Source organism: Vibrio sp. 10N.286.55.E10, assembly GCF_002872555.1.
Lineage (GTDB): Bacteria > Pseudomonadota > Gammaproteobacteria > Enterobacterales > Vibrionaceae > Vibrio > Vibrio crassostreae.
In genome coordinates this window covers 45,245-71,567 of sequence record NZ_MCSD01000024.1, presented here as the reverse complement: position 1 = coordinate 71,567, position 26,323 = coordinate 45,245, and the positions used below count along the sequence as shown (strand labels likewise).

The 26,323-nt window shown below is 43.7% G+C and carries 23 protein-coding genes and 1 pseudogene; 14 read left to right on the top strand and 10 right to left on the bottom strand.

What is annotated here, in order from left to right:
* Positions 1 to 82: 82 nt before the first annotated feature.
* Entirely contained in the window at positions 83 to 733 is a 651-nt protein-coding gene (locus BCV39_RS14255) for a LysE family transporter (RefSeq protein ID WP_102431230.1), read from the bottom strand.
* A 318-nt stretch (positions 734 to 1,051) separates the two neighbouring features.
* On the opposite strand from BCV39_RS14255, the gene BCV39_RS14250 reads away from it, so the two are divergent.
* Together BCV39_RS14250 and BCV39_RS14245 are read left to right on the top strand one after the other, a co-directional pair.
* Positions 1,052 to 2,083, top strand: coding sequence for a spermidine/putrescine ABC transporter substrate-binding protein (locus BCV39_RS14250; protein WP_102431231.1), 1,032 nt, complete (start codon positions 1,052 to 1,054; stop codon positions 2,081 to 2,083).
* 3 nt (positions 2,084 to 2,086) lie between these two features.
* Positions 2,087 to 4,519 (top strand): bifunctional diguanylate cyclase/phosphodiesterase, encoded by a 2,433-nt coding sequence (locus tag BCV39_RS14245; protein ID WP_102431232.1) that lies wholly within the window; start codon positions 2,087 to 2,089, stop codon positions 4,517 to 4,519.
* Positions 4,520 to 4,851: 332 nt separating this feature from the next.
* Here the strand turns inward: BCV39_RS14245 and BCV39_RS14240 are convergent, their stop codons facing one another.
* Together BCV39_RS14240 and BCV39_RS14235 are read right to left on the bottom strand one after the other, a co-directional pair.
* Positions 4,852 to 5,877 carry a diguanylate cyclase gene (locus tag BCV39_RS14240; RefSeq protein WP_102431233.1) on the bottom strand — a complete coding sequence of 342 codons (1,026 nt, stop codon included), beginning with the start codon at positions 5,875 to 5,877 and terminating at the stop codon, positions 4,852 to 4,854.
* 9 nt (positions 5,878 to 5,886) lie between these two features.
* Positions 5,887 to 6,342 (bottom strand): hypothetical protein, encoded by a 456-nt coding sequence (locus tag BCV39_RS14235; RefSeq protein WP_102431251.1) that lies wholly within the window; start codon positions 6,340 to 6,342, stop codon positions 5,887 to 5,889.
* A 435-nt stretch (positions 6,343 to 6,777) separates the two neighbouring features.
* Between BCV39_RS14235 and BCV39_RS14230 the strand changes: the two genes are divergently transcribed.
* From BCV39_RS14230 to BCV39_RS14205, 6 genes are all read left to right on the top strand, one after another.
* Complete coding sequence (locus BCV39_RS14230; protein ID WP_102431234.1) at positions 6,778 to 7,152, top strand: cytochrome c; 375 nt, start codon at positions 6,778 to 6,780, stop codon at positions 7,150 to 7,152.
* Between the two features lie 37 nt (positions 7,153 to 7,189).
* Positions 7,190 to 8,614 (top strand): cytochrome-c oxidase, cbb3-type subunit I, encoded by a 1,425-nt coding sequence (ccoN, locus tag BCV39_RS14225; RefSeq protein ID WP_102431235.1) that lies wholly within the window; start codon positions 7,190 to 7,192, stop codon positions 8,612 to 8,614.
* Positions 8,615 to 9,229, top strand: a complete 615-nt coding sequence (locus BCV39_RS14220) for a cbb3-type cytochrome c oxidase subunit II (protein WP_184957417.1) — start codon at positions 8,615 to 8,617, stop codon at positions 9,227 to 9,229. It begins immediately after the preceding gene.
* Positions 9,226 to 11,382 (top strand): cytochrome c, encoded by a 2,157-nt coding sequence (locus BCV39_RS14215; RefSeq protein WP_102431236.1) that lies wholly within the window; start codon positions 9,226 to 9,228, stop codon positions 11,380 to 11,382. Before BCV39_RS14220 ends, BCV39_RS14215 begins: the two co-directional genes overlap by 4 nt.
* Positions 11,383 to 11,605: 223 nt before the next feature.
* The gene (locus BCV39_RS14210; RefSeq protein WP_004730426.1) at positions 11,606 to 11,833 is read left to right on the top strand and encodes a PAS factor family protein; all 228 of its coding nucleotides are present in this window, start codon (positions 11,606 to 11,608) and stop codon (positions 11,831 to 11,833) included.
* A gap of 302 nt (positions 11,834 to 12,135) precedes the next feature.
* Positions 12,136 to 12,318, top strand: a complete 183-nt coding sequence (locus BCV39_RS14205) for a hypothetical protein (protein WP_004730424.1) — start codon at positions 12,136 to 12,138, stop codon at positions 12,316 to 12,318.
* A gap of 196 nt (positions 12,319 to 12,514) precedes the next feature.
* Here the strand turns inward: BCV39_RS14205 and BCV39_RS14200 are convergent, their stop codons facing one another.
* From BCV39_RS14200 to BCV39_RS14165, 7 genes and pseudogenes are all read right to left on the bottom strand, one after another.
* Entirely contained in the window at positions 12,515 to 13,807 is a 1,293-nt protein-coding gene (locus tag BCV39_RS14200; RefSeq protein WP_102431237.1) for an alpha/beta fold hydrolase, read from the bottom strand.
* Between the two features lie 382 nt (positions 13,808 to 14,189).
* The gene (locus tag BCV39_RS14195; RefSeq protein ID WP_048660319.1) at positions 14,190 to 14,927 is read right to left on the bottom strand and encodes a DUF3726 domain-containing protein; all 738 of its coding nucleotides are present in this window, start codon (positions 14,925 to 14,927) and stop codon (positions 14,190 to 14,192) included.
* Positions 14,924 to 16,725: pseudogene (locus BCV39_RS14190) on the bottom strand (hypothetical protein). Before BCV39_RS14190 ends, BCV39_RS14195 begins: the two are co-directional and overlap by 4 nt.
* Before the next feature lie 223 nt (positions 16,726 to 16,948).
* Positions 16,949 to 18,544, bottom strand: coding sequence for a BCCT family transporter (locus tag BCV39_RS14185; RefSeq protein WP_048660322.1), 1,596 nt, complete (start codon positions 18,542 to 18,544; stop codon positions 16,949 to 16,951).
* Between the two features lie 230 nt (positions 18,545 to 18,774).
* Positions 18,775 to 19,770 (bottom strand): membrane dipeptidase, encoded by a 996-nt coding sequence (locus BCV39_RS14175; protein ID WP_102431239.1) that lies wholly within the window; start codon positions 19,768 to 19,770, stop codon positions 18,775 to 18,777.
* Between the two features lie 182 nt (positions 19,771 to 19,952).
* Entirely contained in the window at positions 19,953 to 21,413 is a 1,461-nt protein-coding gene (locus BCV39_RS14170; protein WP_048668871.1) for an aldehyde dehydrogenase family protein, read from the bottom strand.
* A gap of 199 nt (positions 21,414 to 21,612) precedes the next feature.
* Positions 21,613 to 22,011, bottom strand: a complete 399-nt coding sequence (locus BCV39_RS14165) for a RidA family protein (RefSeq protein ID WP_004730412.1) — start codon at positions 22,009 to 22,011, stop codon at positions 21,613 to 21,615.
* Positions 22,012 to 22,168: 157 nt separating this feature from the next.
* Between BCV39_RS14165 and BCV39_RS14160 the strand changes: the two genes are divergently transcribed.
* The 6 genes from BCV39_RS14160 (at position 22,169) to BCV39_RS14130 (ending at position 26,314) form a co-directional block, all read left to right on the top strand.
* Positions 22,169 to 23,050 (top strand): LysR family transcriptional regulator, encoded by an 882-nt coding sequence (locus BCV39_RS14160; RefSeq protein WP_048608581.1) that lies wholly within the window; start codon positions 22,169 to 22,171, stop codon positions 23,048 to 23,050.
* Positions 23,051 to 23,770: 720 nt separating this feature from the next.
* Positions 23,771 to 24,172: an ATP synthase subunit I gene (locus BCV39_RS14150; RefSeq protein ID WP_048608582.1), complete on the top strand. Its 402-nt coding sequence runs from the start codon at positions 23,771 to 23,773 to the stop codon at positions 24,170 to 24,172.
* 1 nt (position 24,173) lies between these two features.
* Positions 24,174 to 24,944 (top strand): F0F1 ATP synthase subunit A, encoded by a 771-nt coding sequence (atpB, locus tag BCV39_RS14145; RefSeq protein WP_048608583.1) that lies wholly within the window; start codon positions 24,174 to 24,176, stop codon positions 24,942 to 24,944.
* 45 nt (positions 24,945 to 24,989) lie between these two features.
* On the top strand, positions 24,990 to 25,226 hold the full coding sequence (gene atpE, locus BCV39_RS14140; protein ID WP_004730405.1) for a F0F1 ATP synthase subunit C: 237 nt from the start codon (positions 24,990 to 24,992) through the stop codon (positions 25,224 to 25,226).
* Between the two features lie 54 nt (positions 25,227 to 25,280).
* Positions 25,281 to 25,751, top strand: a complete 471-nt coding sequence (locus BCV39_RS14135) for a F0F1 ATP synthase subunit B (RefSeq protein ID WP_102431241.1) — start codon at positions 25,281 to 25,283, stop codon at positions 25,749 to 25,751.
* A gap of 11 nt (positions 25,752 to 25,762) precedes the next feature.
* Positions 25,763 to 26,314: a F0F1 ATP synthase subunit delta gene (locus tag BCV39_RS14130; protein ID WP_048608584.1), complete on the top strand. Its 552-nt coding sequence runs from the start codon at positions 25,763 to 25,765 to the stop codon at positions 26,312 to 26,314.
* Positions 26,315 to 26,323 lie beyond the last annotated feature (9 nt).

Genomic DNA, 26,323 nt, shown 5'->3' with positions numbered 1-26,323 from the left:
AACATACGCACATTCGCGGCACATAAGCATTGTATCGTGCCACAAACGTGAAGTTACTCAGCAATGATGACTCAAATTGAACCTATTGACGTACTAGCGCAGATTTCACAATGGTCAAACCAAGTAGGCCTAGCATTACTCCTGTCACTTTATCAATATAGTAAGCAACACGCGTAAACTCTTGACGTACTTTGGGCGCAGATAACAGGAAGATGATCGCCGCATCCCATATAAAGACAACCACCGTCATCCAAATACCTAGCCCAAACTTAAACATGAAGCCAATATCTTTGTTCAATACCACCGTGAATAAGCTCAAATAGAACAATAGGTTTTTAGGATTAAGGATTCCAGATAGAAAACCGGTGAGGAATTCTTTAAAAAAAGTCGTTTGGTTGAAGCTATCTCCTTCGGTAACATCCATATTATTGTAATTACATTTCTTCGCTCTTATGGCTTGCACTGCAAGATAAACAAGAAACACTCCACCAATTATCTTGAGTGCAATCATAATAGAAACGGATGCTGCCAAAATCGAGCCTACGCCAACTAGGCACAAAGCAATGTAAACCGCATTCGCACTGGCAATACCGAATGCAACGCCTAGGGCTTTTTTTCCCTTATTTCGAACAGCACTCTTCACCACAATCACAAAATCTGGTCCTGGGCTTAATAGCGCCAAAAAGTGAGCAATCGCCACGGTAACAAAAATTCCAACTAAATCTGCATCCATAAACCAACCTCCTTATCGTTCAATTAATGCCCTACTATTGCATAAATAACGAAAAAATGCTCAAGTAGTTGAATATATATTTACTAGTAACCTAATAACCAAACAAATCCCGTGTTTTCATCGGTCAAGGGTTGATATCCCCTTGATTTAACGTAGTGATGTTGTGCTAAAGCTTACTTTTGGCTCCAATTAGGTTATAGGATTTTTCCACCTGGATGCATTGCGTGATGTTGAAGTGAAATTAGAGACCTAAATTTGAGCTATGTCGCAAAATTTGGGCTACGATTTAGTTAAGCAAAGTAGGAAAGGAATCCGTCAGTGAAAGCATTTTATATTTCAGTTCTTGCGTCATCATCTTTTTTAACTGGCACTGCCTTTAGCCAACAGGATGAGATTTATCTCTACAATTGGGATGAATTTCTATCCGATAGCGTCGTGACCGAACTAAGCGACACGTACGGCATTTATTTGAAACAGCAGTTTTTTTCTGACGAGTCGATCAGAGATGAAGTGCTATTAAGCGAACGTCGGGGCGCATTTGAGCTAGTGATTATAGAAAGTGTAAAGCTCAATGCGTTAGCCAAGCAGAACCTGTTTCACAACCTCAGTGAGTTACAACAATCCATTACGGATAACATCGATTCAAGGTGGGTCGAAGGATGTGGCGAGTATGGCATCCCCTATGCTTGGGGAACGACGGGAATCTTATATCGAAGTGACAAATTAAACCCTCCTACCTCTTGGAAAGCTCTTCTTGAACCAGACACGAACAGCAGTGGTCGCATAAGTATGTATTACGAACCAACCGATCTAGTGGGTACCGCGTTGCTAGCAAATGGGTTTGATCCATTCACTAATAACGAGCAAGAACTACGCATAGCTTACAAGACTCTGCAAGCACAAAAGCCTCATATAGAAAGTAGCGAATACGTCATTGACTATACCCACCAACCTGAACGTCTCGCAGATATAGATCTCGCCTACGGCTACTCCGGTGACAGCTATGTACTGAATGATGCCGACCCTAATGCCTCATGGACCTATATTGTCCCTCAGGAGGGCACCACGTTATGGTTGGAGTGTATTGCAGCAATTAACAACGGTGAGCTATCTCCACAAGCGATAACAATTCTATCATTCTTAACTCAACCCGAGATCGCCGCTCAAAACGCGATGGGGTCATGGTTTGCGACTCCAAGTTCAAAAGCAAAAGCCCTGACCACTCCAGAATATCAGAATGATCCTGAGCTTTTCCCTAGCAAAGAGGTATTAGAGCGTAGCCATCTATATGAACAACTCGAACCCAATAGTATTCAAATTCGTAACCGCATTGTCGACAGTCTAAGATAATTAATGTCAGTATTAAAGAAGCTCTATTTTGTACTCATTCCCACGTTATTGTTCGTGTTTGCAATGGGCGGGATGGTTACTTATAACTTAGCCTCCAACCACGTAAAACATATGTACTTAGACGAAGTTCAGTCCGACGTGAACACCGCTCTAGTGGCCGCTGAGTACGAACAACTTGGCCTATCTTTACTAGTAAAAGATATTGGTTCATCCCTACAGTTCTTGAGATATATTCAAAACCCTGGTGACTACACCACCCTATCTCTATTAGAGAAAAGAGTACTTCGAGTCTTAAACCAAAGTCATGTTAATCAATTTGGTCAACGTAATATCTATGTCGTAAATCCTAAATTCAAATTAACGCTTTCTACTTTACGATCAGACCCTTTCGAGGGATTAAAAATCCCAGATAACATCTATGAAAAAGTCTTCGATATCTATACCTCGTTAATCAATAGAAACGAGCTGTCTTATGAAGGTTTCTCTTATATCTCTGTGAGTGGTGAGCTTAGATATGCTTACGTTACCGCGATCGACCCTTATTTAGTCCCGCAAGACAAGCGCGCGAACAACAGTCTAAATCGATATATATTAATTGCAGACGGACCATTAAAACAGTTGTCTAATTTGCTCAACAAATACAACGATGATGACAACATGCAACTACTAATTGAACCGTCATCAAACACAGAACATATCGAAAATACGCAGTTCGTCATCAAGTCGTTTGAACAAGCCAAAGACCGTATCAAAGTTGAGATGAACAGCCGTCACTTCCTTGCCCAAGTTAATATCCGCGAAAAAAAATTCAATCAAGAAAAGTCCATTATCGCTCAGAAGACCTTACTTGGTTGCTTGACAACATTATTCATAATCATGCTCATCGTACACATGGTCGTCCGCTATCAATTAGTTCGCCCACTGAAAGACTTGTTACACGAGATCTCCATTGGCGGACTCAAACTTAGATATTTCAAACGCTCATCTGGTCAAAGTGAGATCGATGGTCTTAAGAACGCTTACATTGATTCACTAACGGAATTGAAATTTGAAGCTGAGTTCGATCAATTAACAAAGTTGGCCAACCGACGCTCGTTCATTCGACACCTAGATGTACGTATAAAAAGTTCAATGCGCCCACACTGTTACTTGGTTTGTTGGGATATTATCGACTTCCGTAAAATCAATGATTTATATGGCGCTAAAGTGGGTGACAATGTGCTCGTTAGTCTAGCCAAAGTACTAAGAGAAACCTTACAGAACCAACAATCCTCTTTTGGCTTTAGTTGCAGCGACTATTCAGTAGCAAGGTTGGGAGGAAACCAGTTCATTGCCATATTAGAAATAGGTGATCATCAGTCAATAAACGAAGAAATTGAGAACATTAACCACACTCTTACGGGAACGACTTTCCTCGATTACTATGGTTTTAGGCTCTCGATTGCAACGGGTGTTCTGCCTGTCGACACCCCCAAATTTGAAGAGGTATGGCACCGATGTATTGATGCTATGTTGATTAATGCTAAGAATCACAGCGATGGGGAGAGCAGGATTGTTTATGGCGAAGAGTTACTCCACTCACTTGAAAGGCATGATGTTATCGAAAAAAGACTATTGGAGTGCTGCGAGAGCGACAACTTTGAACTTCGCTTTATGCCTATTTTCAATGCTAAAACACTTCAGATTGACGGAGCAGAATGTCTGATTCGCTGCCCAGCTCTATTTGATATAAAGGCAGGACCAGATGAGTTCATTCCAGTCGCAGAGAAAAGTAATTTGATATCCAAACTCGACATGTGGGTCATTAGTTCCGCAATCAAGAGTTATAAAGAGCTTTCAGATATTCACCAATACAGTGGCACCTTGTCCATTAACATCTCGGCGATGGAGCTCTACAACCGTAACTTTGCCGACAATGTTCGGAAGGTACTCGAGCGTTATAAAGTTCCGCCTTGCAATATCATTATAGAGATTACCGAAACCAGCTACGTTAAAAGCAGCAAACTTACGGTGCAGACCATTGAGAGTATCAGAAGCTTAGGTTTAAAAGTTTCCCTTGACGACTTCGGTACGGGTTACACAGCATTTAACCAACTTCTCCATTACCCTGTTGACGAACTTAAAATTGATAAGAGCTTTATCGATAATATCGTCGACGATAAGGCTGACCGCAAGATGGTCGAATCCATGGTTAACTTAGGACACTCTTGTAACACCTTCGTTGTAGGTGAAGGAGTCGAATCTCTTGAACAGTATCATCTTCTTCGAAAAGCCAACTGCGACCTCATTCAGGGCTATTTATTCAGCCAACCGTTAACTTACATTGAGTTTATTGAATTTGTCCGTGACCATAATCCACAAGCCATTCTAGACCAACAATCGCTTTTAGAACCAAACTCTTGCGAAAGGGTTGTGTCACTAAATCAAAAACAATAGTCGTGTTTCGGTAAGCTCGATGACTTAACAACCATGGCCAAACCTCTGCTTCATTATCATCTGAATAAACCTCCTGCAATAAGCACAGACTCACCGATACGCTTGAACTAACAGTTCCTATAGACAAGCCCGAATAAATAAATGAAGCCCTCTTCTGGCTCATAAGCCAACATATTAATGAGGGTAACAAGTTAGTACGTAAGCTAAGCTGACCAAGCTAATAAATTTAGCTTGGTCAGCTTTATTAAGACTCTTAACGTAGACATACAAGTACCAATAAGATGAGGTATCAGTAGGGAGGGATAAAAACGAGACTAAGCCATATAAGAAGCTTAGCCTTGCATCGAGGTCAGTAACTCCATCATATCTTTGGAGCTTATGTTTCTCTTATGCCTGACTACGGCGTCAATCATCAACTCTAGGTTACCTGCCGAGATGTAATCACTGAGCACGTCGTTAAATTCCTCCTGAATTTCATCACTCGCGTACAAATGGTCAGGAATAAAAAATAAAAACTGGCTTCCGCTACTGCGAAACGAAATGGTGCTTTCTGGTATCTTAGCAGTCAGAGACTTAGCTGCCGAACTCACTACAAGATCGCCATATTCAAGACCATATTTTTGATTAATTTCAGTAAGGTTTCTGATTCGGACAAAATAGAGATCAAAGTTGTTGTCTTTCGAGTAGCTATTCTTCACAAATTTCATCAATGAGATTCGATTACGAAACCCTGTAATAAAATCCGTAGAGTAGAGTTTTCTTTTGATAGAGAAATCCACATAGAAAATAACCCCGGTAATCAGCAAGATAGCAACTAGAAACACGCTACTGATTCGATGGACGGTAACTAAGTTATCAACCATTGAAGTATTTTCTTCAATCACAGGGCTTTGTAAGCGAAACTTGTCGTTAATAAAATCTACAAGTGTGTGGTAGCAAATATCGACCTTTTTCTGTAATGACTCCTTGGGTAATAATCCTTCACTGACCAATTTTATCGAGGATTCCAAGCTCTTAAATTTATCAAACTCCGAAGTGAAATAAGGCTTAAAGTTTGCTGACTTAATGAAGTTGGAAGATTCAGTGCTGTTAATCAATATATCAAAACGACTCCACGTAATATCGTACGCTAGCCATAACTCATCGTAATCGATAGTTTCGGAACGACTTACCATCAGAAAATTGGCATATTCCTTTACTAACTGGAAAACAAACCAGGTGGCTTCATTTTGTCGAGTCGAAAAGCTTTTGTTGATGTCGTTAATGCGAGTGACACTGTAAATATTAACGGTGAGCACCACCGCAGCCAAAGATAACACGACGACCTTAATGGCAGTCAACGACAACAGCTTTTTCATAGAGAACCTCTATAGGTGGATATCGCGTATCTGCCAGATCATCTTGGCATGGAAGTCTGTATTATCAATATCAGGCGTCGAAGACAATGGATATATCAACCAATAGGGCCCTTTATCTCTAACCGACATAAATTGACCATTTTGTTTTATCGCAATGATCGGTTGGTAATCGTAAAAATCTTCCTTGGGCACCGCAATTTTATAGTCATTCAATGCTACGAAAGTTACCTGAGATGCAATAGGTAAGTCCATGGTTTCAAGTACTGTTTGCAAGGTCACTCCGCTATAGACTAGCTCTCCATCCACCCAAGGTAATGATGTAATAATCTCTTGTTGGGGAAGTTGTAACAGTTGCTCTCGGCTTAACTGGTGCTTTTGACCTAGATGGTCAAATACGGTGAGTTGCGATGTAGCGAAAATAGAAAATGAACACAATGAAAGCATGAACAACAGTGCAGTTCTCATTTTAAACTCCGTTTTAAAAAGGTCACTCATCTGAGTTTAGTCCATATTAGGCATTTGACTTGCTTAGACATTGCCTTATTTTTCATTCGTACAACTCAACCCTGACTAAATAACATTTCAACCTTATAATCCAGCGCGAACACAACCTTTGCTCCTTCCCAGATAATCATTGGCTCACGTTTATTTAGTAGAAATCTCTGCTTTTTAAACACCTTGAGTAATCCAATCCAGCCACTGAATACGTAGTGACCAATAAAATTGACAATAAAAATGAGTCAGCAAGTAGCGAGAATGCCTGTCGCTGCATAACCTTTAATCGAACGTAAGCAGTTTTAAGAGCCTGTTTAACTGGTATCTGTCGCTTCATATTACGCCAGCCGATATCGAGCGTCGCTCTTAGAAAGCTTACTCACTTCTTAATCAAGGGAATCGATAATGAGTTTATACAAGCGAAAATTTAACCCCATGACGACACTTTCTACCTTAGTAATGACGCTGGTCATGTTTCCTGTTTCTGCTGAAGTTGATCAAGAGCAATTCGAATTGGGTAAGCAAAAAGCCAAAGTGTGTATGACCTGTCATGGCGTTGATGGTGTTTCTACACAAGACCCTTACCCCAACCTCCGCGGCCAAAAAGTGGGTTACCTAATCTCTTCACTGAAAGATTACCAGACTCGAGAAAGAACCAGTGGTTTAGCGATTCTCATGCAGCAACAAGCCGACACGCTTTCAGACCAAGATATCCGCGACATTTCCTATTTCTATTCAATGCTTGGTAACGATTCGAGCGAAATCGGCGATTCAAATTAAGTCAGCGGTTCAAAACCCCTAGGCAAGGAGCCTTGTTATGGAACAAGTGACAACGCAATACAGCATTAAGGTCGTGAAGTACTTCATCGTCGCATCCTTAGTGTGGGCGATTGTAGGTATGATCATCGGCGTGATCCTCGCCGCGCAATTATATTGGCCAGTCTTAAACTTTGATTCTCAATACTTCCAATTTGGTCGACTGCGTCCGCTACATACATCAGGAGTGATTTACGGCTTCGTCGTGAATATCTTGATGGGGACCTCATTGTACATTGCCCAACGAACGGGCCATTGTGACTTGTTCAATAAAAGCCTTTCATGGATGGTATTTTGGGGCTGGCAATTCATCCTGTTGCTTGCAGTCATTTCCTTACCCGCAGGCCACACTACTTCAAAAGAGTATGCGGAGCTTGAATGGCCAATCGACTTAATGATTGTGCTGGTTTGGGTGCTTTATGCGGTGTTGTTCTTTGGCACCCTTGCTAAGCGGAAGGTCAGCCATATCTTTGTGGCAAACTGGTTCTTTGCTGCTTTCATTATCGTCGTTGCCATGATTTTCATCGTCAACAACCTCGCGATACCAGTGTTGGCGATGAAGTCCTACTCTGTATTTGCTGGGGCTCAAGATGCAATTGTTCAGTGGTGGTGGGGACATAATGCCGTCGGTTTCTTACTGACCGCTGGTGTGATTGGTATGAATTACTATTTCATACCCAAAGCGGCGGATCGACCTATCTATTCGTACCGTTTGTCTGTGATCCATTTCTGGGGCTTGGTTGGCTTCTACACATGGGCCGGAACGCACCATTTAGTTTATTCTTCCGTTCCTATATGGATTCAGAACATCGGTATCGTGATGTCATTAATCCTATGGCTCCCTTCTTGGGCCGGTGCGTTCAATAGCGCAATGACCCTTTTACAAAACAAGGAAAAGCTGAAATCCGACTACATTCTTTTATTCTTTTTCTCAGCGATTCTTTACTACTGTTTGGCGACATTCGAAGGTCCACTGCTTGCCATTCGTTGGTTCAACATGGTGGCACACAACACCGAGTGGATCATAGGACACGTACATTCCGCAGCTCTTGGATGGGTTGGGATGTCAGGGATAGCGGTTTTTTACTATTTCATTCCACGCTTATGGGGCCAAACCGACCTTTGGTCGCGACGACTGATTAAATGGCACTTTTGGCTCGCTCATGCTGGCGTCGCCATCTATGCAATAGCACTTTGGATCGCAGGCATCGGTGAGGGTTATATGTGGCTCGCTCAAAATGAAAATGGCGAACTGATTTACAGTTTTGTAGAAGCTATGGACTTTAAAGCACCTTGGCTATTCATGCGTTTCTTTGGCGGTGCGCTGTTTGTACTTGGATTGTTCTTAATGGCATTCAACTTGTACAAAACGGCTCGTATGCCAACCGTACATGACGCTAAACACACCATTAATGAGGGGGCTTAAGTGATGAGTAAAGACTTTACACATTCAATCGTCATTTTAATTTTGACCACCGTTGTTGTCGCCTCCTTCTCTTTATTAGTTTGGGTAGTACCAAGCATTGTCCGTGGAGATGATATTGCCAAAGGCAGCTTAGCGATGCCTCTGACACCTATTGAGTTAGCAGGTCGAGATATCTACATCAGCGAAGGCTGCCATGTTTGTCACACTCAGATGGTTCGCCCTCTAGAACCAGAAGTGAAACGTAATGGTCGCCCGAATAAAGAAGCGGATGATATCTATGAGTTTCCAAACTTATGGGGTTCAAAGCGTACAGGCCCAGACTTAACCAATTTAGGTAGAAAGTATTCTGACCAATGGCATGTCATTCACCTCGTGAACCCTCGCAGAGTTGTCCCTACCTCTATCATGCCCTCTTACCCGTGGCTGTTTGAGCAAACTCTGACTGGAGATGATATCAGCGCCAAAATGGAAGCCTTGCGCACGCTGGGTGTGCCTTATACCGACAAAGAGATTGGCGATGCGAGATTGCAAGTAAGAGGCAAAACCAAAGGTGAAGCGCTAATTCGTTACCTTCAAAGCCTTGGTAAAGATACGTCACAGGAGGTATCACAATGAGCACATTTTGGAATCTATGGGCGGTATTATTAACCTTAATTTTCTTTGTTCTGATGGTGTCTGTTGTCGTTAAATACTGGCGTAGCAATCACAAGGCCGATCACGACCACACCATTGGCACCTTTGATGGCATTGAAGAGAAAGACGCGCCGCCACCTAAACTGCTGTTTGTCAGTTATGCGGTAGCCTTCTTACTCTCTGCAGGCTACTTGTTGCTCTACCCTGGGCTTGGTGAGTGGAAAGGCTTAGTCGATTGGGAGCAGAGCGATGACAAGCTCAGTTCACCATCCACCACTCTCAATGAGCAATTTGCACAAACCAGTGAAACCACGTTAGAGGGATTAGCTGCAGTTCCTGAGATCGTGAACAGCGGTCAGATACTATTCCAAACTCACTGTGCGGCGTGTCACCGAGACAATGCACAAGGCCAGAAACACTTCCCTAACCTTATCGACCAAGATTGGTTATATGGCGGTAGTGATGAGGCTGTGATCCATTCCATTGCCAAAGGGCGAAATGGTGCGATGCCAGGTTGGAGCGAAATCATGCGCCCGGATGAAGTGGCAAAGGTATCTTACTATCTAGCGTCTCTTAACCAGCGTCATACCGATGTGCCTGAGGTTAAGGTCGAACTCGGTAAGACCTTATTCGTCAAATATTGTTCGTCTTGCCATGCCGATGGTACGGTCGCCAACCCAGCGATTGGAGTACCTGACCTTTCCGATGATACTTGGCTGCACGGGGGCAGTATTGAAGAGATTCAGCACACCATCAATTACGGTTTGAATAATCTAATGCCTGCGTTTGATGATCAGCTCAGCGAGAACGAAATACTCGCGCTTGGGGCTTATATCCGACACGCTGGTGAAGTAGAGCAACAAAGGCTCGCGAGTTTGAAAGCATCATCTGTTGAGCGCGGAGAATATCTCGCTTATGCCGGTGACTGTGTGGCTTGTCACAGTGCAGAAGGTGGTGAACCCTTTGCTGGCGGCTTACCGTTCGTGACACCTTTCGGCACCGTGTATTCAACCAACATAACCCCACACACCACCGAAGGTATTGGGACTTATGACTTCGATGATTTCCGAGCCGCGTTAGTTGCGGGTAAAGGTAAGAACGGTTACTTGTACCCTGCAATGCCTTACACCTCTTATCAATACCTCACCGATCAAGACATGGTCGATTTATGGGAATACATGCAGTCAATCACCGCCGTGCCACGACGCAATGATGACAACAGCATGATGTTTCCATCCAATATTCGCTTAGGTTTGCTTGGCTGGAACATCGTATTCATGGATACCGACCCTATTGATTACGAAGTACCAGAGGAACTTAAAGGAGAAATTGAGGATGTCGATAAGTGGCAACAAGGCAAATATTGGGTCGCAGGGCTTGGTCACTGTTCGGAGTGCCATACGCCACGAAACATTGCCCAAGCACTGATACCAGAACGTATTTTCCAAGGTAACTTAATCGACGGTTGGAACGCACCTGACATCACCGCAAATGAGCTCTATATCGACGGCTGGGATGAGAAAACACTCACCGATTTCTTACACACAGGTCACTCAGATAAAGGTACGGCTTTTGCGGGTATGGCTGATGTAGTGAAAAACAGCCTAAGCTTGATGACACGTGAAGATATTGAGTCTATGTCCTACTACTTGCTGAGCGGTGATATCAACAACACCATTAGCAGCGATGCCGTGCCGTTACAGCCTCAAGGCTTTGATGAAGAGTCTTACGCAGCTGAAATTTACACCACGTATCGTCAAACCTGTGGGGCGTGTCATGGTGATGATGGCAAGGGTCGCGACCCTATCGCCCCTACTCTATTGAATAACGGTATTATCATGCACAGCGACCCATTCAACACCATTGCGGTAACCGTACGTGGCCTACAACCCACCTATCTCGACAAAGATCGAAACTTCATGCCGATGGCAAGTTTTGAGGATGTATTGTCGGATCAGAGACTGGCTGAGTTGATTACCTTCGTGCGATTGCATCTTGGAGATAGGCAAGAACCAGTCACCGCAGAGCATGTTCGTGAGGTAAGAGAAACACTTGAAGCTGCAGGTTACGCAGGTGGCTTACATACCACGCCGGACATGTATGACCGCAGAGATAACACCATCAACATCCGATAGTGGACATATCATTTAGACAGTGAATTGCAATAAACCAAAGGAGGCCAATGTGCCTCCTTTTCATTTTCGGTCCTCTTGTACGCAGTGGCGTCAGACAACACAATTATAACTAACTGATTACACAATTAAGCAGATCTGCACATAATGCGATCAATCTCGCAGAACAAAGATGACACCAAGTGCATAATGTGCAAAATTTTTCAAAGATGTACGAAGGACAGATATGGATACAACTACACTCATCTACGATACGTTGGAAGGCCTGTCGAGCGCAAAGCCACAGCAACACGCTCAAATCCGCCAAAATCTATATAACCAATTAGATTTATCATTTGAGAAGCAGTTGGCTTTGTATTCATCAGTTCTAGGTCCAGCAAGTGCTGGTAGATTGACCGATTTGGATAGTGCAGTCATGTCTGCACGCAAGATTGTTGGTTTAGAAAACAGCTAACCTAGCTTCAACCTATCTCCATTTTAACGCTGCCGTTGTGCAGCGTTTTTTTATACACGCTATTTACGATAAGTACGGCTATTAACGATAAATGCAGCTGTTTACGATAAGTATGGCTATTAACGATAAATGCAGCTGTTTACGATAAGTATGGCTCTTTACAATAAGTCCAAGTCGCTGCAATTTTCAAGTTGCTCGCATTCTCATTTGGTTAATCTTATGTTCCATTTTTAACAGGTGTGTAACCTCAATAATGGCGCTAATGTTAGTAGCACGTTAACCACACATCGGACGGAAGAATCATGAGAGTACTTATTGAATATACACAGACAGGCAAATATCGTGATCATGCGTGGGAAGCATTAACGATTCGTTCAAAAGGCGAAATTCAAGCTGTGACTCCCTCTTATGCGGCGCAGCTCATCGAACAGAACCGCGCCAGCTTATCGACTACTGAAAATCAAGATATCGTCATCCAACCATAATGAGTTTAGGAACTATCCCTCCCGGTTCTTAAATTCTCTGTTTTACTCGCTTTAGTAATCAATACGATACAAAGTAAAAACAGAGTTTGATGACATAAAAAAAACGCTGCACGGATGCAGCGTTTTCTTGTTTCTGGCGTGCCTTGTTTCTAACTTAGATAACTTCTAACGTAGATGACCTACGCAGAGAATTTGATTATTTTGGCAAGTTTTCTAATGCATCAACCATCGTCATTAGCTTATCGACGATTCGTTCACCATCCACTCGCAAACCATTGTGTTCATATTCATTAGTAATCCACGCTTTCGAATTTGGAATATTCGCCAGTGTTTCACGGCTGTAATCCAACTCAACGTACATGTCATCCGCGTAAACCGCACACGCCATTGGAACCGTATTCTTACTTAGCTGTTCTGCGTTGTACAAAGTGCCCCAGTCCGACTTTTCAGCCAGCATGTTCGCCGCTTCACGCAGTGGCTTCAGTGTTTCTAATTGGTCGAACATCCATGGATAAACCATTTCGCCAGTAAACCAAAATTCACTGCCCGATTGATAGTTGAAATGCGGATACTGCTCACGCACGCGATGTGCCGACCAGTTAGACGCTGTGCCTTGGCAGTAAATCGATTCATGCAGAATCGCGTAAATAGGGTTTGTTAGGTAGCCCTGCTCTTGCTGCATTTGATTTAGGAAGCTGTAGCTCAGCTGCTTGTTACCGTTCACTTCAACAAACGCACTCTCTAGTGTGAAGTACATAGGAAGGTTTGCTTCACCGCCACCAAGGTTAATACCAATCAATTGGAACTGTTCAACCGTAAACACCTGACCGTTTGGCAGTCTCACGTCGTTGTTAAGCAGGTAATCAGAGATCTCACGACACATAGCTTGCACTTGTGGGAACTGAGCAAAGAAGGCTCTGTTTTTGTCTTCTACACGCTTGTAGGTTGCTCGATACACATCATCAGCTTCGCGCTCGATAGACGGAATACCGCCCGTGACATAACAACGCTGTAAGCTTTGTGGGAACAGCGACAAGTAGCTAAGTGTACAGAAACCACCAAAGCTCTGGCCAATCGTCGACCATTGTTTAACACCGAACTGCTCACGAATCGCTTCCGCGTCACGCACGATGTTGTCTGCTCTGAAATGCGATAGGTATTCAGCTTGTTGTTCAGGAGACAAATGAGCCAATGTTTCGTGGCTGATCACCGTGCTGTTGCCTGTACCACGTTGGTCAAGAAGCAGCACACGGTAGTTTTGCAATGCACGCTTTAGCCAACCCGATTGACCGCTGACTCGTGGCGACGGGAAGCCCGGTCCACCTTGAAAGTAGATCAACCACGGCAGTTCTTGCGAATCCTTAGCGAGATCAACCAGCTCACGTGCGAAGACTTGGATCTGTTGTCCATCTTTTGCTTGGTAATCGAGTGGCAACTCAAAAGAGTGCTGACGATACAGGGTGGTTCCATCAATAAAGTTAGCTTGCACGCTTCATTCCTTTTTATCTGATTCTAATGTCATCGGTACGAATAAAAACGGCGCCCGATGGCACCTTTAGTTAGCAAGATACGCATAGTGGCTTGTAAAAGAAACCGTTTGTTTAACATGATTGTGAAGGTACTTCATCTAATCGTTCAATTAACCTTCAACGCGTGACAACTTGTGTCAAAACTGAGAGTTTAAGGTGTGACCTATTGAGAGGAAGAACAAAAGTAGAACACAAATAAAAAGAGCTTAACGAGGTGAGGATACGTTAAGCTCTTTGGTTTTATCTGTTGTAAATGAGGTTTATAAATTCAATAAGCTCAGGATTTATAGGCTCAGTTTCTATAAGCTAAATATCTATAAACTAAAGCTCTATAAAATAAAGCTAAGAAGCTTCTAGCTCACCTGCACCTTGAATTGAACGTTGGCTGTTTTCAACAAGGATCGCCGTGGCCGTTTCTTTCAACGCGCCCCACTCTCCATCGTCAACTTCAATGCCCTCGTTCCACGCCTTCTCTTGAGTTTTAAAAAGCGCTTCCGATTCAATGTGTGTTTGGTAGCCATCTGACAAACGTTCGATATCGAAATCCTGGACGGAAAGCTCGATGGTCATATTGTGGATATGATCGTCCGATGCCAGAGGCAAATCTGATAAAAACAATTCTGGTGCAACGCAACCACGGTTAAGCACATACAAAGTGCTCTTAGGGTTGGAGCCATTATCCCAACGTGCAGTACACGCGATGCCCTTCGCCGCCAGTTTCACAAGCTCGCTGTACGCTAGCCAGCGGTTATGACAGTTGTTTAACTCAATTTTCAGCGTCTTCTTGCCGACCATTTTTTCAATCGCGTAATCCATCACCACAGGTAGGTGGCACGCTAAACTTGCCTTGTGCAGGTCAACTTCAACCGTGTTATCACTAAGCACTTGAATGTCCACTGGGCAATCGTCTTCTAACCCAATGAAGTTGCTCGCATTGTTAAAATGACGAACACCATCCAACCCCACCATTTGTAAATCTGCCACCATGTTCGCTATCACATCGGCTTCACCACATGTACGGCGCATACCCAGAAAGGCTTTATTGACGGCCGCTACCAGTTCATTGTGAGAAACGATCATAACGATTTACCTCCATGTTGAGCATTGATATGTGTAGTAGCTTTTTGTGAATCAGCGAGCTCCGCTTCACTAGGTAATACTGGGAACACCCATTCGTCCTGATGAATTTCATCAAGCAGTGGCGCACCTTGGAAAAACGTCACTCGTACCCAACGGTCTGAGCGAGGATCAAACTTAGTCGCACCAAACATCGCAAGCTTGCAACGCAGCAAGTGCATTGGTGGCGAATCTTGGTGCAGCACATTCATTTGAATGTCGCCCATCGCTTTGTTGCCTAGCGTCCATACACGACGTGCAATAGCACGATGCTGTGGCTGCTTAACAAGGAACTCAGCCAATGAAAGCTCTGGCGCAAACTGCAATAAAGCATGGTACAAACGGTAAGCTTGACGGCCTATATCCAACGGCAGTTCACGCTCTTCGCCTAGCTCTTCACCTCGAACACCGAGTCTTGGTTCTTCTTTATCTTGAGAGCGGTACCAGAACCAGTAGTTGTTTTCGGCTTTAGTAAAGTCGGTCGTGATAGCCCAACGGTACTTTTCTTCTAACACAACCAAAAGGTCTTGAATCTTTTTACCACTTGGAAGCGACAGTGTTTCGCTGCAATTCATTTGCTCTTGATGGGCGTCCACTAATTCTGGGTACAATTCCATCAAGCATGAGATAAGGATTTCTTGGGCTTCCATACTCATGTGCTTAGATTGTTCAACTAACTGTGCCCACGTATCACATTGGCTGACAAACACTTCTAGCGATTGCTCTGCGTGTTTTAATTCATCAACCGCTACTTTGTTCAACTCTTGCTGGTTTTCATTGATGGTAACGACTTGTTCTAAATGACACACAGCTTTGTTCATCAAAGCGCGTAACGGTTCAATCAGTGCTGTATCCGTGTGACTAGCTAACACGTCAGCCAATGCATGCTCACGTGTTGTCATCCACTGATCGACAATACTCGGGTGGTTAATAAGGTATGGCGCCATGCCTAAACCAGTCGCATTACCAACACCAAGGTAACGCTGTAATCCTCTATGCAAGGTAATCGCTTGTTCACCGCCCTGTTGCTCGGCTAGGTAATGAACCCAATCTAGGCTGAACTCACGCAGCATATAAACCGCACACATTTGCGCACTAAACGACTGATTAAAATCTTCATTTTTCTCTAAGATTTTAAAGTCAGCAATGCCAAATTTGCCATTACCGTATACCGCTGTCGTTCGCAGGATGTAACCCACTTCAGCCAGCTCTTTTGGCGTTGGTTGAACACCTTTAGCCAAGTGACTCACGATGTGTTCAAACACACGTACACTTTTGTTTGCACGCGCCAACACAAGCACGTTATTTGGATTACGGCCTGCTTCTTGAAGCGGTACGTTCGCACGAAGTCTTTCAAGTAGGGCGACATCAACATCACCAAGAACAAGCGCAAACGTTACGTCCCACTTTTCAGCAATTACACGGTCATTTCGTTCGTCATCTGCAATCTCATCGCAGAAAACAACCAAATGATAAACATGGTTTGGCGTCGCAAGCTTATAGATAACATGACCAAAACCTTGAGCGTCTAATTGCCACTCATGTTTCGTCACTTTCCATTCTTGCTGAGCCATTTTACGAATCAGAGTTCTAACGAAGCTGATGCGTGTTTGGTGCATCGCACCTAGCCTTTCCGGTGCCATGACGACAGTCGCGTCACGTAGTGCTGATTCAGTGTAGGTAGAACGATGTGCATCCATTTGCTCACCACCTTATAGTTATAGGATTTTGCTAGCCATTCAGAACCGATCGTTGCCATCATTTGAAGCATTCGTTTTTACAGTGTGTTGGTTAGCTTTCACGTTATTTGGGGCAAGCGAGCTCACCCCTTATTATTTTGTCCTGACTAGATCAATTGACCTAAATACGTGCCGCCCGATGTATCTTCACCAGTACGGTTTTTTGTTCCTTTCGGAATTTTGCATCAGCCTTCTTTCAAAGGCTGATTTGTTCTTATTTAATCAGTTTCTTACAGAGCCTTATTATTACAGCCCCTGCTCTTTTGCCATCTTGATTGCGATTTGAGGCGCGTTCCAAAGTGATGGCAGCAAGATTAAGGAAACCGGTACCGCGGTGATAACAATGAAGGATTGCAGCGCTGAAATACCGCCAGAACCTAGGGAAATCAGAATTAACGCTGTTACCCCCATCATCACACCCCAGAAGGTACGAATAATTGCATTGGGTTCTGTCTCACCACTGATAACTACACTGATGGTGTAAGTCATTGAGTCACCAGTCGTTACGATGAAGATCGTTGTTAAGATCAAGAACAAAATAGATATCAGCATTGGCATTGGTAATTGCTGAGTCACAGCTAGTAGTGCGCCTGGTAAGTTAAAGCCTTCAAATGCCTTACTTACGCTACCCGGATCTGCGATTTCGAACGCAAGACCAGAGCCACCAACAATCGTGAACCAGAAGCAAGTAACAAACGGTGCGATAAGGCTAATGGTTGATACCAATTGGCGTATACTACGACCGCGTGAGATACGAGCGATGAAGATTGCCATCATTGGGCCGTAACCTAGAAACCAGCCCCAGAAGAATACTGTCCACCAGCTCAACCAACCTTCGTCACCACGGTAAGTCGCCATTGGGATGAAGTTATCAATCATGCTGCCTACACCTTGAATGTAGCCATTGAAGATAAAGTTCGTTGGACCAAAGATCAGGATGTAGACCATCAATGCCATTGCCAAGATTACGTTGTAACGGCTTAGCATTTGCATCCCGCGGTTAAGACCACTTAATGCCGATAATGTGTATAAAACGATAGCGAACAGAATGATGATCAGCTGTGTTGTGAAACCATCTGGAATATCAAACAGTGCGTTCAGTGCGTAGCTCACTTGCAAGCCTAAGAAGCCGATAGGACCAATGGTGCCCGCCGCTACTGCGACAATACAACATGCATCAATCAATGCGCCTGTGTGGCCTTTCAGTGCACGCTCACCCAATACTGGGTAAAGCAAAATACGAGGTTTAAGCGGCAAGCCTTTGTCGTAGTGAAGGTGCATAACCACGATAGACGTTAAGCTGCCGACGATAGCCCATGCTAAGAAACCCCAGTGCATGAAGGATTGCGATAACGCATTCACCGCGCCTTGCTGTGCGTTTTCTTGTGCGCCGTACAATGGTGGCGGGCTAACGTAGTGAGCAATAGGCTCTGCTGCTGCCCAAAATACGCCGCCGCCTGCCAGTAGCGTACAGAAGATGATCGCCATCCAACGGAAACCATCCATTTCAGGTTTAGCGATGCCGCCTAGGATAACCTTGCCTGTTCGCCCTGCCGCAAGGCCAAGACCAATAAGAAAAGTCAGAAGAAGAAGCATTTGCCAGTAAGGACCGAATACTTTAACAGACCATGCAAAGCCAGCGTTTACTAGGCTTGATAACAGCTCGCCATCAAATAGAGCAAGTGCCACGAACAGAGCGATAAAGCCGCCGCTGTACCAAAGTGCTGGGTTGGATAGACCTAATTTATCTGATGTAGACTCAGACCCGTTTGTGTTGCTTGTTGTGTGTGCTTGACCCGCATTTAAGCTTGAAGATTTCACGCTATTGGTTAAATCAGACATACTCTGACTCCAGAGGTTTCTTTGCAGCTGTCATTTGAATGATGACTACAAGGGTGTATTTAACACCTGCCCTATTGTTTTTTGTGTTGGGCAGGCTAATCCATGTTTGGGTTACCGCGTTGCGAAATAGACCGTTGTTCCTTTTGAATAGTGAAATTGGTTTAAGCAGCACTTGCTAATTGAACGTTTGTGAGAAGGCTGCTAATTCGATGATGGCTTGCGAGAAATCGTTAACCCTTGGTTTGAGGCTCTAGGCCATCTTTCAAGAAGTTAAACCAGTTTTCTCCCAAGACTTGCCCAGCTTCAGACTCGCTGAAACCATGACGCATCAATCCGTTATAAATATTTTCCATACCCGCACTACCACAGAACCAACGCAACGCATCTGGCCAACCTGAGTTGTTCGCAGAGCCTTCACCGTAGTCCATAGCTTTAGACCAACGACCATTTCTCATCCACTCAAGAACGGCTTGAGGTTGGTTTAAGCATAGGTCACTGCCAATACCAAGGTGCTCTACGCCGACCATGTCAGCGGTAGTCGCAACCATCTGGCAAAAGTCTTCCAATGTACATTGGCTGCCATTTGGTAGGTGGAATGGGTATAAGCTGAATCCGATTAAGCCACCGCGTGCGGTTAGGGCTTTAATCACATCGTTTGATTTGTTTCGTAATGCATCATGAGCGAACGTCGGGTTCGCGTGACTGATACAAATAGGACGAGAAGACAAGTCAATCGCTTCAAGTGTTGAGCGCTCGGCACTGTGAGACATATCGATGATCATGCCCACTCGGTTCATCTCTTCGATGGCTTGTTTACCAAAGCGAGTAATACCAGTGTCGTTCTTCTCGTAGCAACCTGTCGCCAGTAAGCTCTGGTTGTTGTACGTCAGTTGCATGATCAAAAGACCTTGCTTACGCATCACTTCGATAAGACCGATCTCATCGTCGATTGGAGAACAGTTTTGAGCACCAAGGAAAATACCGACTTTACCGGTCGCTTTTGCAGTCTCAACATCAGCCATTGAGTGAATCGGCATAATAAGGTCTGCGTTCTGCTCGAATCTTAAGTTCCACTCTGCAAAGCGAGATAAGGTTTCACGAGCTGTCTCATGGTAAACCGCGGTAGCGTGAACTGCTGTAATGCCGCTCGCCTTTAGTGTTTGGAAGTATTCTCTATTCCAATTGCAGTATTGCAATCCATCTATAACAATCCGTTGCTGGTACATAACCACTCCTATTGAAAGCTCAGTGTTCTAGCTCGGTTTTGAAAACACGCTCAAGTAACATGTTTTCAAAAATGGGTTAAATCACTTGTCTAAGTTCGTTTGCTGTTTTGGTTTGAATGTTGGCCTGACTCTGTGAATCAGGCCACTTTTCATTAATAGAACGTCAATTAATAGAGATCTATCTAGTAAGGACGCTGGTAAGCCGTCTTAACCACTGTGTAGAACTCTTTCGCGTATTGACCTTGCTCACGAGGACCGAAGCTAGACTCTTTACGGCCGCCAAACGGTACGTGGTAATCCGTGCCTGCTGTTGGTAGGTTCACCATCACACAACCTGTTTGCGCTTGTTGCTTGAACATTGCGCTAGTACGTAGGCTCTGAGTAATGATGCCGCCTGTTAGACCAAAGCGAGTATCGTTGGTCGTCGCGATAGCTTCTTCTAGGTCAGCCACACGAATCACGCTTGCCATTGGTGCGAACACTTCCTCTTGGTTCACTTCCCAATCGTTCTTAGTGTTTAAGAACAGCGTTGGAGACATGTAAAAACCTTCGTGTTGCATGCTCAAGCGTTCACCACCAAATGCCAGCTCACCGCCACTTTGACGCGCTTTCTCAACCCAGCCTAGGTTTGCTTCAAGTTGGTTACCGTCAACTACCGGCCCCATGAACACGCCTTCTTCTAGTGCGTGACCCACTTTCAGCTCGCTCATACGCTTAATCAGTGCTTCAACGTATTGGTCGTGAATGCCGTCCATAACCACTAGACGAGAAGATGCTGTACATTTTTGACCTGCGCCAGAGAATGAACCTGCGATAGTTGCATCAACTGCTGTTTGGATATCAGCATCGTCAGCAACAACAAGTGCGTTCTTACTGCCCATTTCTAGTTGGCAACGAACGAAGTTTGGTGCGGTAGCGGCTGCTACTTTACGCCCCGTATCAACCGAACCAGTAAAGCTCACACCGTTCACTTCTTTAGAGTTGATCAGTGCATCACCCACTGTTGAACCGCTACCCAAAACAAGGTTGAACGTACCTGCAGGGATACCTTGACGGTGGATTATCTCAGTAAGCGCAACCGCACTTGCTGGTGTTAGGTTTGCTGGTTTCCAGATAACGCTGTTACCGAAAGCCAGTGCTGGAGCGATTTTCCAAGCAGCCGTTGCTGTCGGGAAGTTCCAAGGAGAGATGATGCCGATAACACCAACCGCTTCACGAGTCACTTCAACAGAAACGCCAGGGCGTACTGAGTCCGCGTTGTCACCAATTTGACGAAGCACTTCAGCCGCAAAGTATTGGAAGAACTGTCCTGCACGGTAAATCTCACCACGACCTTCAGCAAAAGGCTTACCCTCTTCACGCGAAAGTAGTGTGCCTAGTTCATCACAACGTGCAATCAGCTCATCACCAATCGCTTGAAGTACCGCTTGCTTGCGTTCAATCGGCGTTTTTTCCCACTCTGGTTGAGCGTGTTTTGCCGCTGAAATCGCTTGTTGAACTTGCTCTGCGCTTGCTTGTGCAAAGTTACCGATGTTTTCAGAAATATCTGATGGGTTAATGTTCGCAACGGTGCTTACACCAGCTTGCCATTCGCCGCCAATGTAAAGTGCGCTTTCTGCTTGAACATTCTGTAATTGAGTCATCATTCTGTCCTTGTAACGGTTAGGTTGCGGTTGAGTCTGGCAACCATTTGGTTAATTAATAAACTGTTAATATTCAGGTAATTAATTGCTAAAATAAGTCGTACATTTTGTATCTGAAATGAACCCGACCGCTTGTATCAATAAACCGCTTTAATTCAAAAGAGTTTTGATCCGCAAATAGCCTTAGTTCACAGTCGAATTATTCAGGTTGAGATGCTGATGCATAAACCACGAACTCAACCAACATTTCTTCTCTTGCTAACCCTGCAACGACGACCGCAGCACGGTTTGGATAAGGTGCATTGAAGTATTCTCCGTATACGCTGTTTACCGTTTTTAGGTATTCACGGTCTGTCACGTAGATCAGAACTTGCAGCACTGAATCCATAGATTCGCCAGCACACTCCAATGTATGAACAAGGTTGTTAAAAGTCTGACGCGTTTGCGCTTCAATACCGCCCTCTACTACTGCGCCAGTTTCATCAATTGGAATCTGCGCTGTGTATAGAGTGCCGTTATTAACGATTGCCCACTCTAGTGGTGCTTTTGAGGCGAAAAGCTCGGTTTTTACTGGGTGTTTTTTAGTTTGTGCGTTCACGATTCCATCCAACTTTGTAACAACTATGTTTCAAGATGGTTAAATACTGCACCTTGACGAATGATAAATCTAACGGTAAATTTTGTGCATTTGATAAATAAAATCTATCACCTTATGAAAAGTAAGGTATAGCAAGGGCTAGAGAAGGATCAGTGCCATGAGTATTAAGCTACAACAGTTAAAACATTTTGTTTTAGTGGTCGAAGAAGGCGGATTTCGAGCAGCATCTCACCGCGCAAATCGCTCGCAAGCGGCACTTTCTACGTCGATAAAAGAGCTAGAAAAAATACTTGGTCAGCCACTGTTTGAAACAGGCAACAAATCAACCCTGACACCTTTCGGGGAAATATGCCTGCCAAAAATCATTCAATTCCTGAATGTTTACAAAGCATTAGACAATGACCTACGCGCAGCGGCAGCAGGACAACAAGGAAGAGTTCGAATAGCGAGCGTGCCTTCGGTAGCCGCAAAACTAATCCCCAGTGTTTTAGGGGCTTTTTGTGAGCAGTACCCTAATGTAGAAGTGAGTTTGATTGATGATAATGCGGCAGGTGTAGAAGCAAGGTTACTCTCTGGCGAGGTGGATGTTGCCCTCGGCAATAGCTCCCATTTAGAAGAAGAGAGCATCGACTTCACGCCTTTACTTTCTGATCCTATCGGTGTGGTGTGCCTCAAAGACAACCCTATTGCCTCTCAACGGGAAGGAATCGAATGGCAAACTTTGTTAAAACAGCCCTTCATTCGGAACGGGACTTGCACCCTACTAGACCCAACGCCTGCGCGCATGCTCAGCGAACAAGCCCTATACTCAGTCGAGAACATTACCTCGCTGTTTTCGGTGTTAGAGCTCGGGATAGGCGTGACCACGCTACCTAAGCTGGCTTTCCCAACGAATGAAACCCGCTTGGTGTGGATTCCGTTAATTGACCCGCCCTTGCAACGACAAATTGGTATTTTCAGATTGTCTGATCGTACGATCTCACCACAAGCACAGGCTTTCCATGACTTATGTATTCAATACCTCAGTTATGAAGAGTAATAACTGAGCCTAGATTGAGTAAATTAGGCAGCGTTTTGCTGCCATTTACTTCCTCAAAACTCGGTGTTTCTTCTCCGCACCATGCTTCTCATAAACCCAATCCCCCCACTTCACTCCTATATCATCAACATTTAGGCGCTGAATTTTCACTCTCTCGCACGCAAATAGTGACAAGCTGACAACAATATAAAAATTATTCGCTTATTGATAAGGAGCGACGTACGTTTAATTTCCCAGAACAAAGAGCTCTTCCATCATTGGCTCAAACAAGCGTAACCATGGCCAAAACCACACTTCGCAGTTCAACTTGAAAATGAACCTAAGTGTTTGAATAGTCTTAATTGATAAGATCATAAATTGATAATTTCGCTCGCTGAACCCTCCTAAAAATCCCCTCTTTTTCATGAGGATAAAGCATCTTAAATATTCATGAATAAAGTAATAAAACTATTACTTTCATAAATGAAAAATATATCTTTCAAAAATGGAATTATTGATGTCGATATTTGTCGTTTTGATCACATAATTTTAGGCGTAATTTATATTTTGTCGAAACGATAGCGAATTAGCTTAATCCGTTTAATTTCGTCAGGAGATATAAAACCAGCAAGGGTTTTTCTTTAAAGCAAATCAAGTGTTATTAACAAGTGAAATGTAGTAACAAGTTAAATTTAAACTGTGTTTTATATTAACTTACACTGTTTAACATAAGGTTTTATTATGAGGCTTAATGGGATTAGTAGCGACATCCTTGTTGCCGCTAAAAGAGTTGTTCTCTGCCAAATAGTATTAGCCATCGGTGTAGTTTTATATGAAGTGTTTTTTGGTAATAAAGTAGATATGGAATCATCAGCTTTGGGCATCGTAATTGCGATGTTGCCACCGCTGTTTGGATTTATATATGCAAGCCTAAAGGTGCGTAAGAATCCTAATTATAGTTTACGTGACTTAATGCAAATGAGTCGTGTCGTAAAAATAACATATACGTTTTTAATGTTTATCTTGGCGTTCCAGTTTTTCAAATTGGATAACCCAGTAATATTATATGCGTACATCTTTACTATGGTTGGATACTTCTTAACACCGTTTATTACCGCCTCTAATAGATCGGAGTACGCGTAGTATGGATCAAGTAACTACCGCTCACGAATACATAGAGCATCACTTAACCTTCTTAACTACAGGTGATGGTTTCTGGGCGTTTAACATTGACTCGATGTTGGTATCTTGGATTACAGGTTTACTTTTCATCGGTGCATTTCGGTATGTAGCCACTCGTGGCACTAGCGGCGTTCCAGGTCGTTTTCAATGTTTTATCGAGCTTGTCTTTGACTTCGTCAATAATCTCGTCAAAGAGATTTTTCAAGCGGAAGATAAATTAATAGGACCACTGGCATTAACCACTTTTGTTTGGGTGCTGTTAATGAATGCAGTCGACCTATTACCCATTGATTTAATCCCGGGGTTAACTCGAGCTGTGGGTCTAGAGCACTTTAGAGACCTACCAACGGCAGACGTAAATATACCAATGTCGATGGCACTCGGTGTGTTTATTCTACTGTTAACCTATACATTTAAAAATAAAGGTTTGAAAGGCTTTATCAAAGAGCTAACTACTCAGCCATTTGATAACCCTCTTTTATATCCTGTTAACTTAGTTCTTGAATTAATAACATTAATTTCAAAGCCAATATCACTAGGCTTACGATTATTCGGAAATATGTATGCAGGCGAGATGATATTCATCCTTATTGCACTAATGCCTTGGTGGATGCAGTGGGCACTGAGTGTACCTTGGGCCTTATTCCACATATTAATCGTATTCTTACAAGCATTTATATTTATGGTACTGACCGTTGTTTATTTAGGAATGGCAACAGAAGAACACCACTAATTAATAACTAAAAAATTAACTAACAAATTATTTTCGGAGATACAAATGGATATCGTAAGCGCAGTTTTATATGTAGCAGGTGCATTACTGATCGGTTTAGGTGCAGCAGGTGCAGCATCTGGTATTGGTAACTTAGCAGGTAAATACCTTGAAGGTGTTGCGCGTCAACCAGACCTTACTCCAATGCTTCGTACTCAATTCTTCATCATGATGGGTCTTGTGGATGCAGTACCGATGATCGGTGTTGGTATCGGTCTATACATCATCTTCGCCGTGGCTTAATCAAACCGCTTTGAAAGATCGATTTATACATAATCAAGATTTAGTGAGGAAGGTATGAACTTAAATGCAAGCATGTTTGGACAAGCAATCTCATTCGTGATTTTTGTTTGGCTGTGCATGAAATATGTATGGCCCCCTCTCACCGCGATGTTAGACGAGCGCCAAAAAGAAATCGCTGATGGTTTACGCCACTCAGAGAACGCTGCGAAAGAGCTAGAACTAGCAAAATCAAATGGCGCGCAACTCATCGAAGATGCAAGAAAAGATGTGACTGAACTGGTTGAGCAAGGCCGAAAACGCCGTAACGAAATCATCAGCTTAGCGCAACAAGAAGCCGAGCAAGAAAAGGCACGCATCTTAGAACAAGGTAGAGCTGAGCTAGAAGGCGAACGCCAAAAGATACGCCGTGAACTTCAGGCGGATATGGCAGATGCAGTGATTCAAAGTGCACAGAAACTGATTATCAAAAACCTAGATTCCGCAACGAACCGAGCGCTAGTTGACCAAATGATTAGCGAACTCTAAGGAGAGGCAATATGTCAGATTACACCAATATTGCTCATCCCTACGCCAAAGCATCGTTTGAATTTGCTTTAGGTGAAAACCAGTTACAAGAGTGGCACTCAATGCTGTCCATTCTTGTGGCTGTCGCGGAAGAAGAAACGATCGCTAGTCAGATTTCTTCAGCTGAAGGGGCTTCTACACACCAAACAGAAGAGCTGGCAAACCTCATCATTCATATTTGCCAAGGACTCGTTGATGACCACGTCATTAATCTTATTAGAGTCTTGGCCGAGAACGGCCGTCTTTCTGTTGTAAGAGACCTGTTTGAATTGTTCTGCGAGCTAAAGGACGAACATGAACGTGTAGTGCCTGTCACTGTCACCAGTTCTGAAATGCTGACACAGGATCAAGTTACGTCATTAACAGCTGCACTTGAGAAGAAATTAGAGCGTCAGGTTGAAATGAAGCAGGTTATTGATGACACGTTAGTAGGTGGAATGGTCATCAAAGCGGGTGAAACCGTTATCGATGGTTCTTTAAACACATCAATTGACCGATTGGCTCATCAACTTCACGCGAGATAGGTAACAATT

Bases quoted from the DNA above. Each gene is read 5' to 3' on its own strand.
- BCV39_RS14150 (WP_048608582.1), top strand. From the start codon at position 23,771: ATGAGGCTTAATGGGATTAGTAGCGACATCCTTGTTGCCGCTAAAAGA.
- BCV39_RS14230 (WP_102431234.1), top strand. From the start codon at position 6,778: ATGAGTTTATACAAGCGAAAATTTAACCCCATGACGACACTTTCTACC.
- BCV39_RS14210 (WP_004730426.1), top strand. From the start codon at position 11,606: ATGGATACAACTACACTCATCTACGATACGTTGGAAGGCCTGTCGAGC.
- BCV39_RS14205 (WP_004730424.1), top strand. From the start codon at position 12,136: ATGAGAGTACTTATTGAATATACACAGACAGGCAAATATCGTGATCAT.
- atpE (WP_004730405.1), top strand. From the start codon at position 24,990: ATGGATATCGTAAGCGCAGTTTTATATGTAGCAGGTGCATTACTGATC.
- BCV39_RS14175 (WP_102431239.1), bottom strand. From the start codon at position 19,770: ATGTACCAGCAACGGATTGTTATAGATGGATTGCAATACTGCAATTGG.
- BCV39_RS14170 (WP_048668871.1), bottom strand. From the start codon at position 21,413: ATGACTCAATTACAGAATGTTCAAGCAGAAAGCGCACTTTACATTGGC.
- atpB (WP_048608583.1), top strand. From the start codon at position 24,174: ATGGATCAAGTAACTACCGCTCACGAATACATAGAGCATCACTTAACC.
- BCV39_RS14235 (WP_102431251.1), bottom strand. From the start codon at position 6,342: ATGAGAACTGCACTGTTGTTCATGCTTTCATTGTGTTCATTTTCTATT.
- BCV39_RS14240 (WP_102431233.1), bottom strand. From the start codon at position 5,877: ATGAAAAAGCTGTTGTCGTTGACTGCCATTAAGGTCGTCGTGTTATCT.
- BCV39_RS14160 (WP_048608581.1), top strand. From the start codon at position 22,169: ATGAGTATTAAGCTACAACAGTTAAAACATTTTGTTTTAGTGGTCGAA.
- BCV39_RS14245 (WP_102431232.1), top strand. From the start codon at position 2,087: ATGTCAGTATTAAAGAAGCTCTATTTTGTACTCATTCCCACGTTATTG.
- ccoN (WP_102431235.1), top strand. From the start codon at position 7,190: ATGGAACAAGTGACAACGCAATACAGCATTAAGGTCGTGAAGTACTTC.
- BCV39_RS14195 (WP_048660319.1), bottom strand. From the start codon at position 14,927: ATGATCGTTTCTCACAATGAACTGGTAGCGGCCGTCAATAAAGCCTTT.
- BCV39_RS14255 (WP_102431230.1), bottom strand. From the start codon at position 733: ATGGATGCAGATTTAGTTGGAATTTTTGTTACCGTGGCGATTGCTCAC.
- BCV39_RS14135 (WP_102431241.1), top strand. From the start codon at position 25,281: ATGAACTTAAATGCAAGCATGTTTGGACAAGCAATCTCATTCGTGATT.
- BCV39_RS14185 (WP_048660322.1), bottom strand. From the start codon at position 18,544: ATGTCTGATTTAACCAATAGCGTGAAATCTTCAAGCTTAAATGCGGGT.
- BCV39_RS14215 (WP_102431236.1), top strand. From the start codon at position 9,226: ATGAGCACATTTTGGAATCTATGGGCGGTATTATTAACCTTAATTTTC.
- BCV39_RS14130 (WP_048608584.1), top strand. From the start codon at position 25,763: ATGTCAGATTACACCAATATTGCTCATCCCTACGCCAAAGCATCGTTT.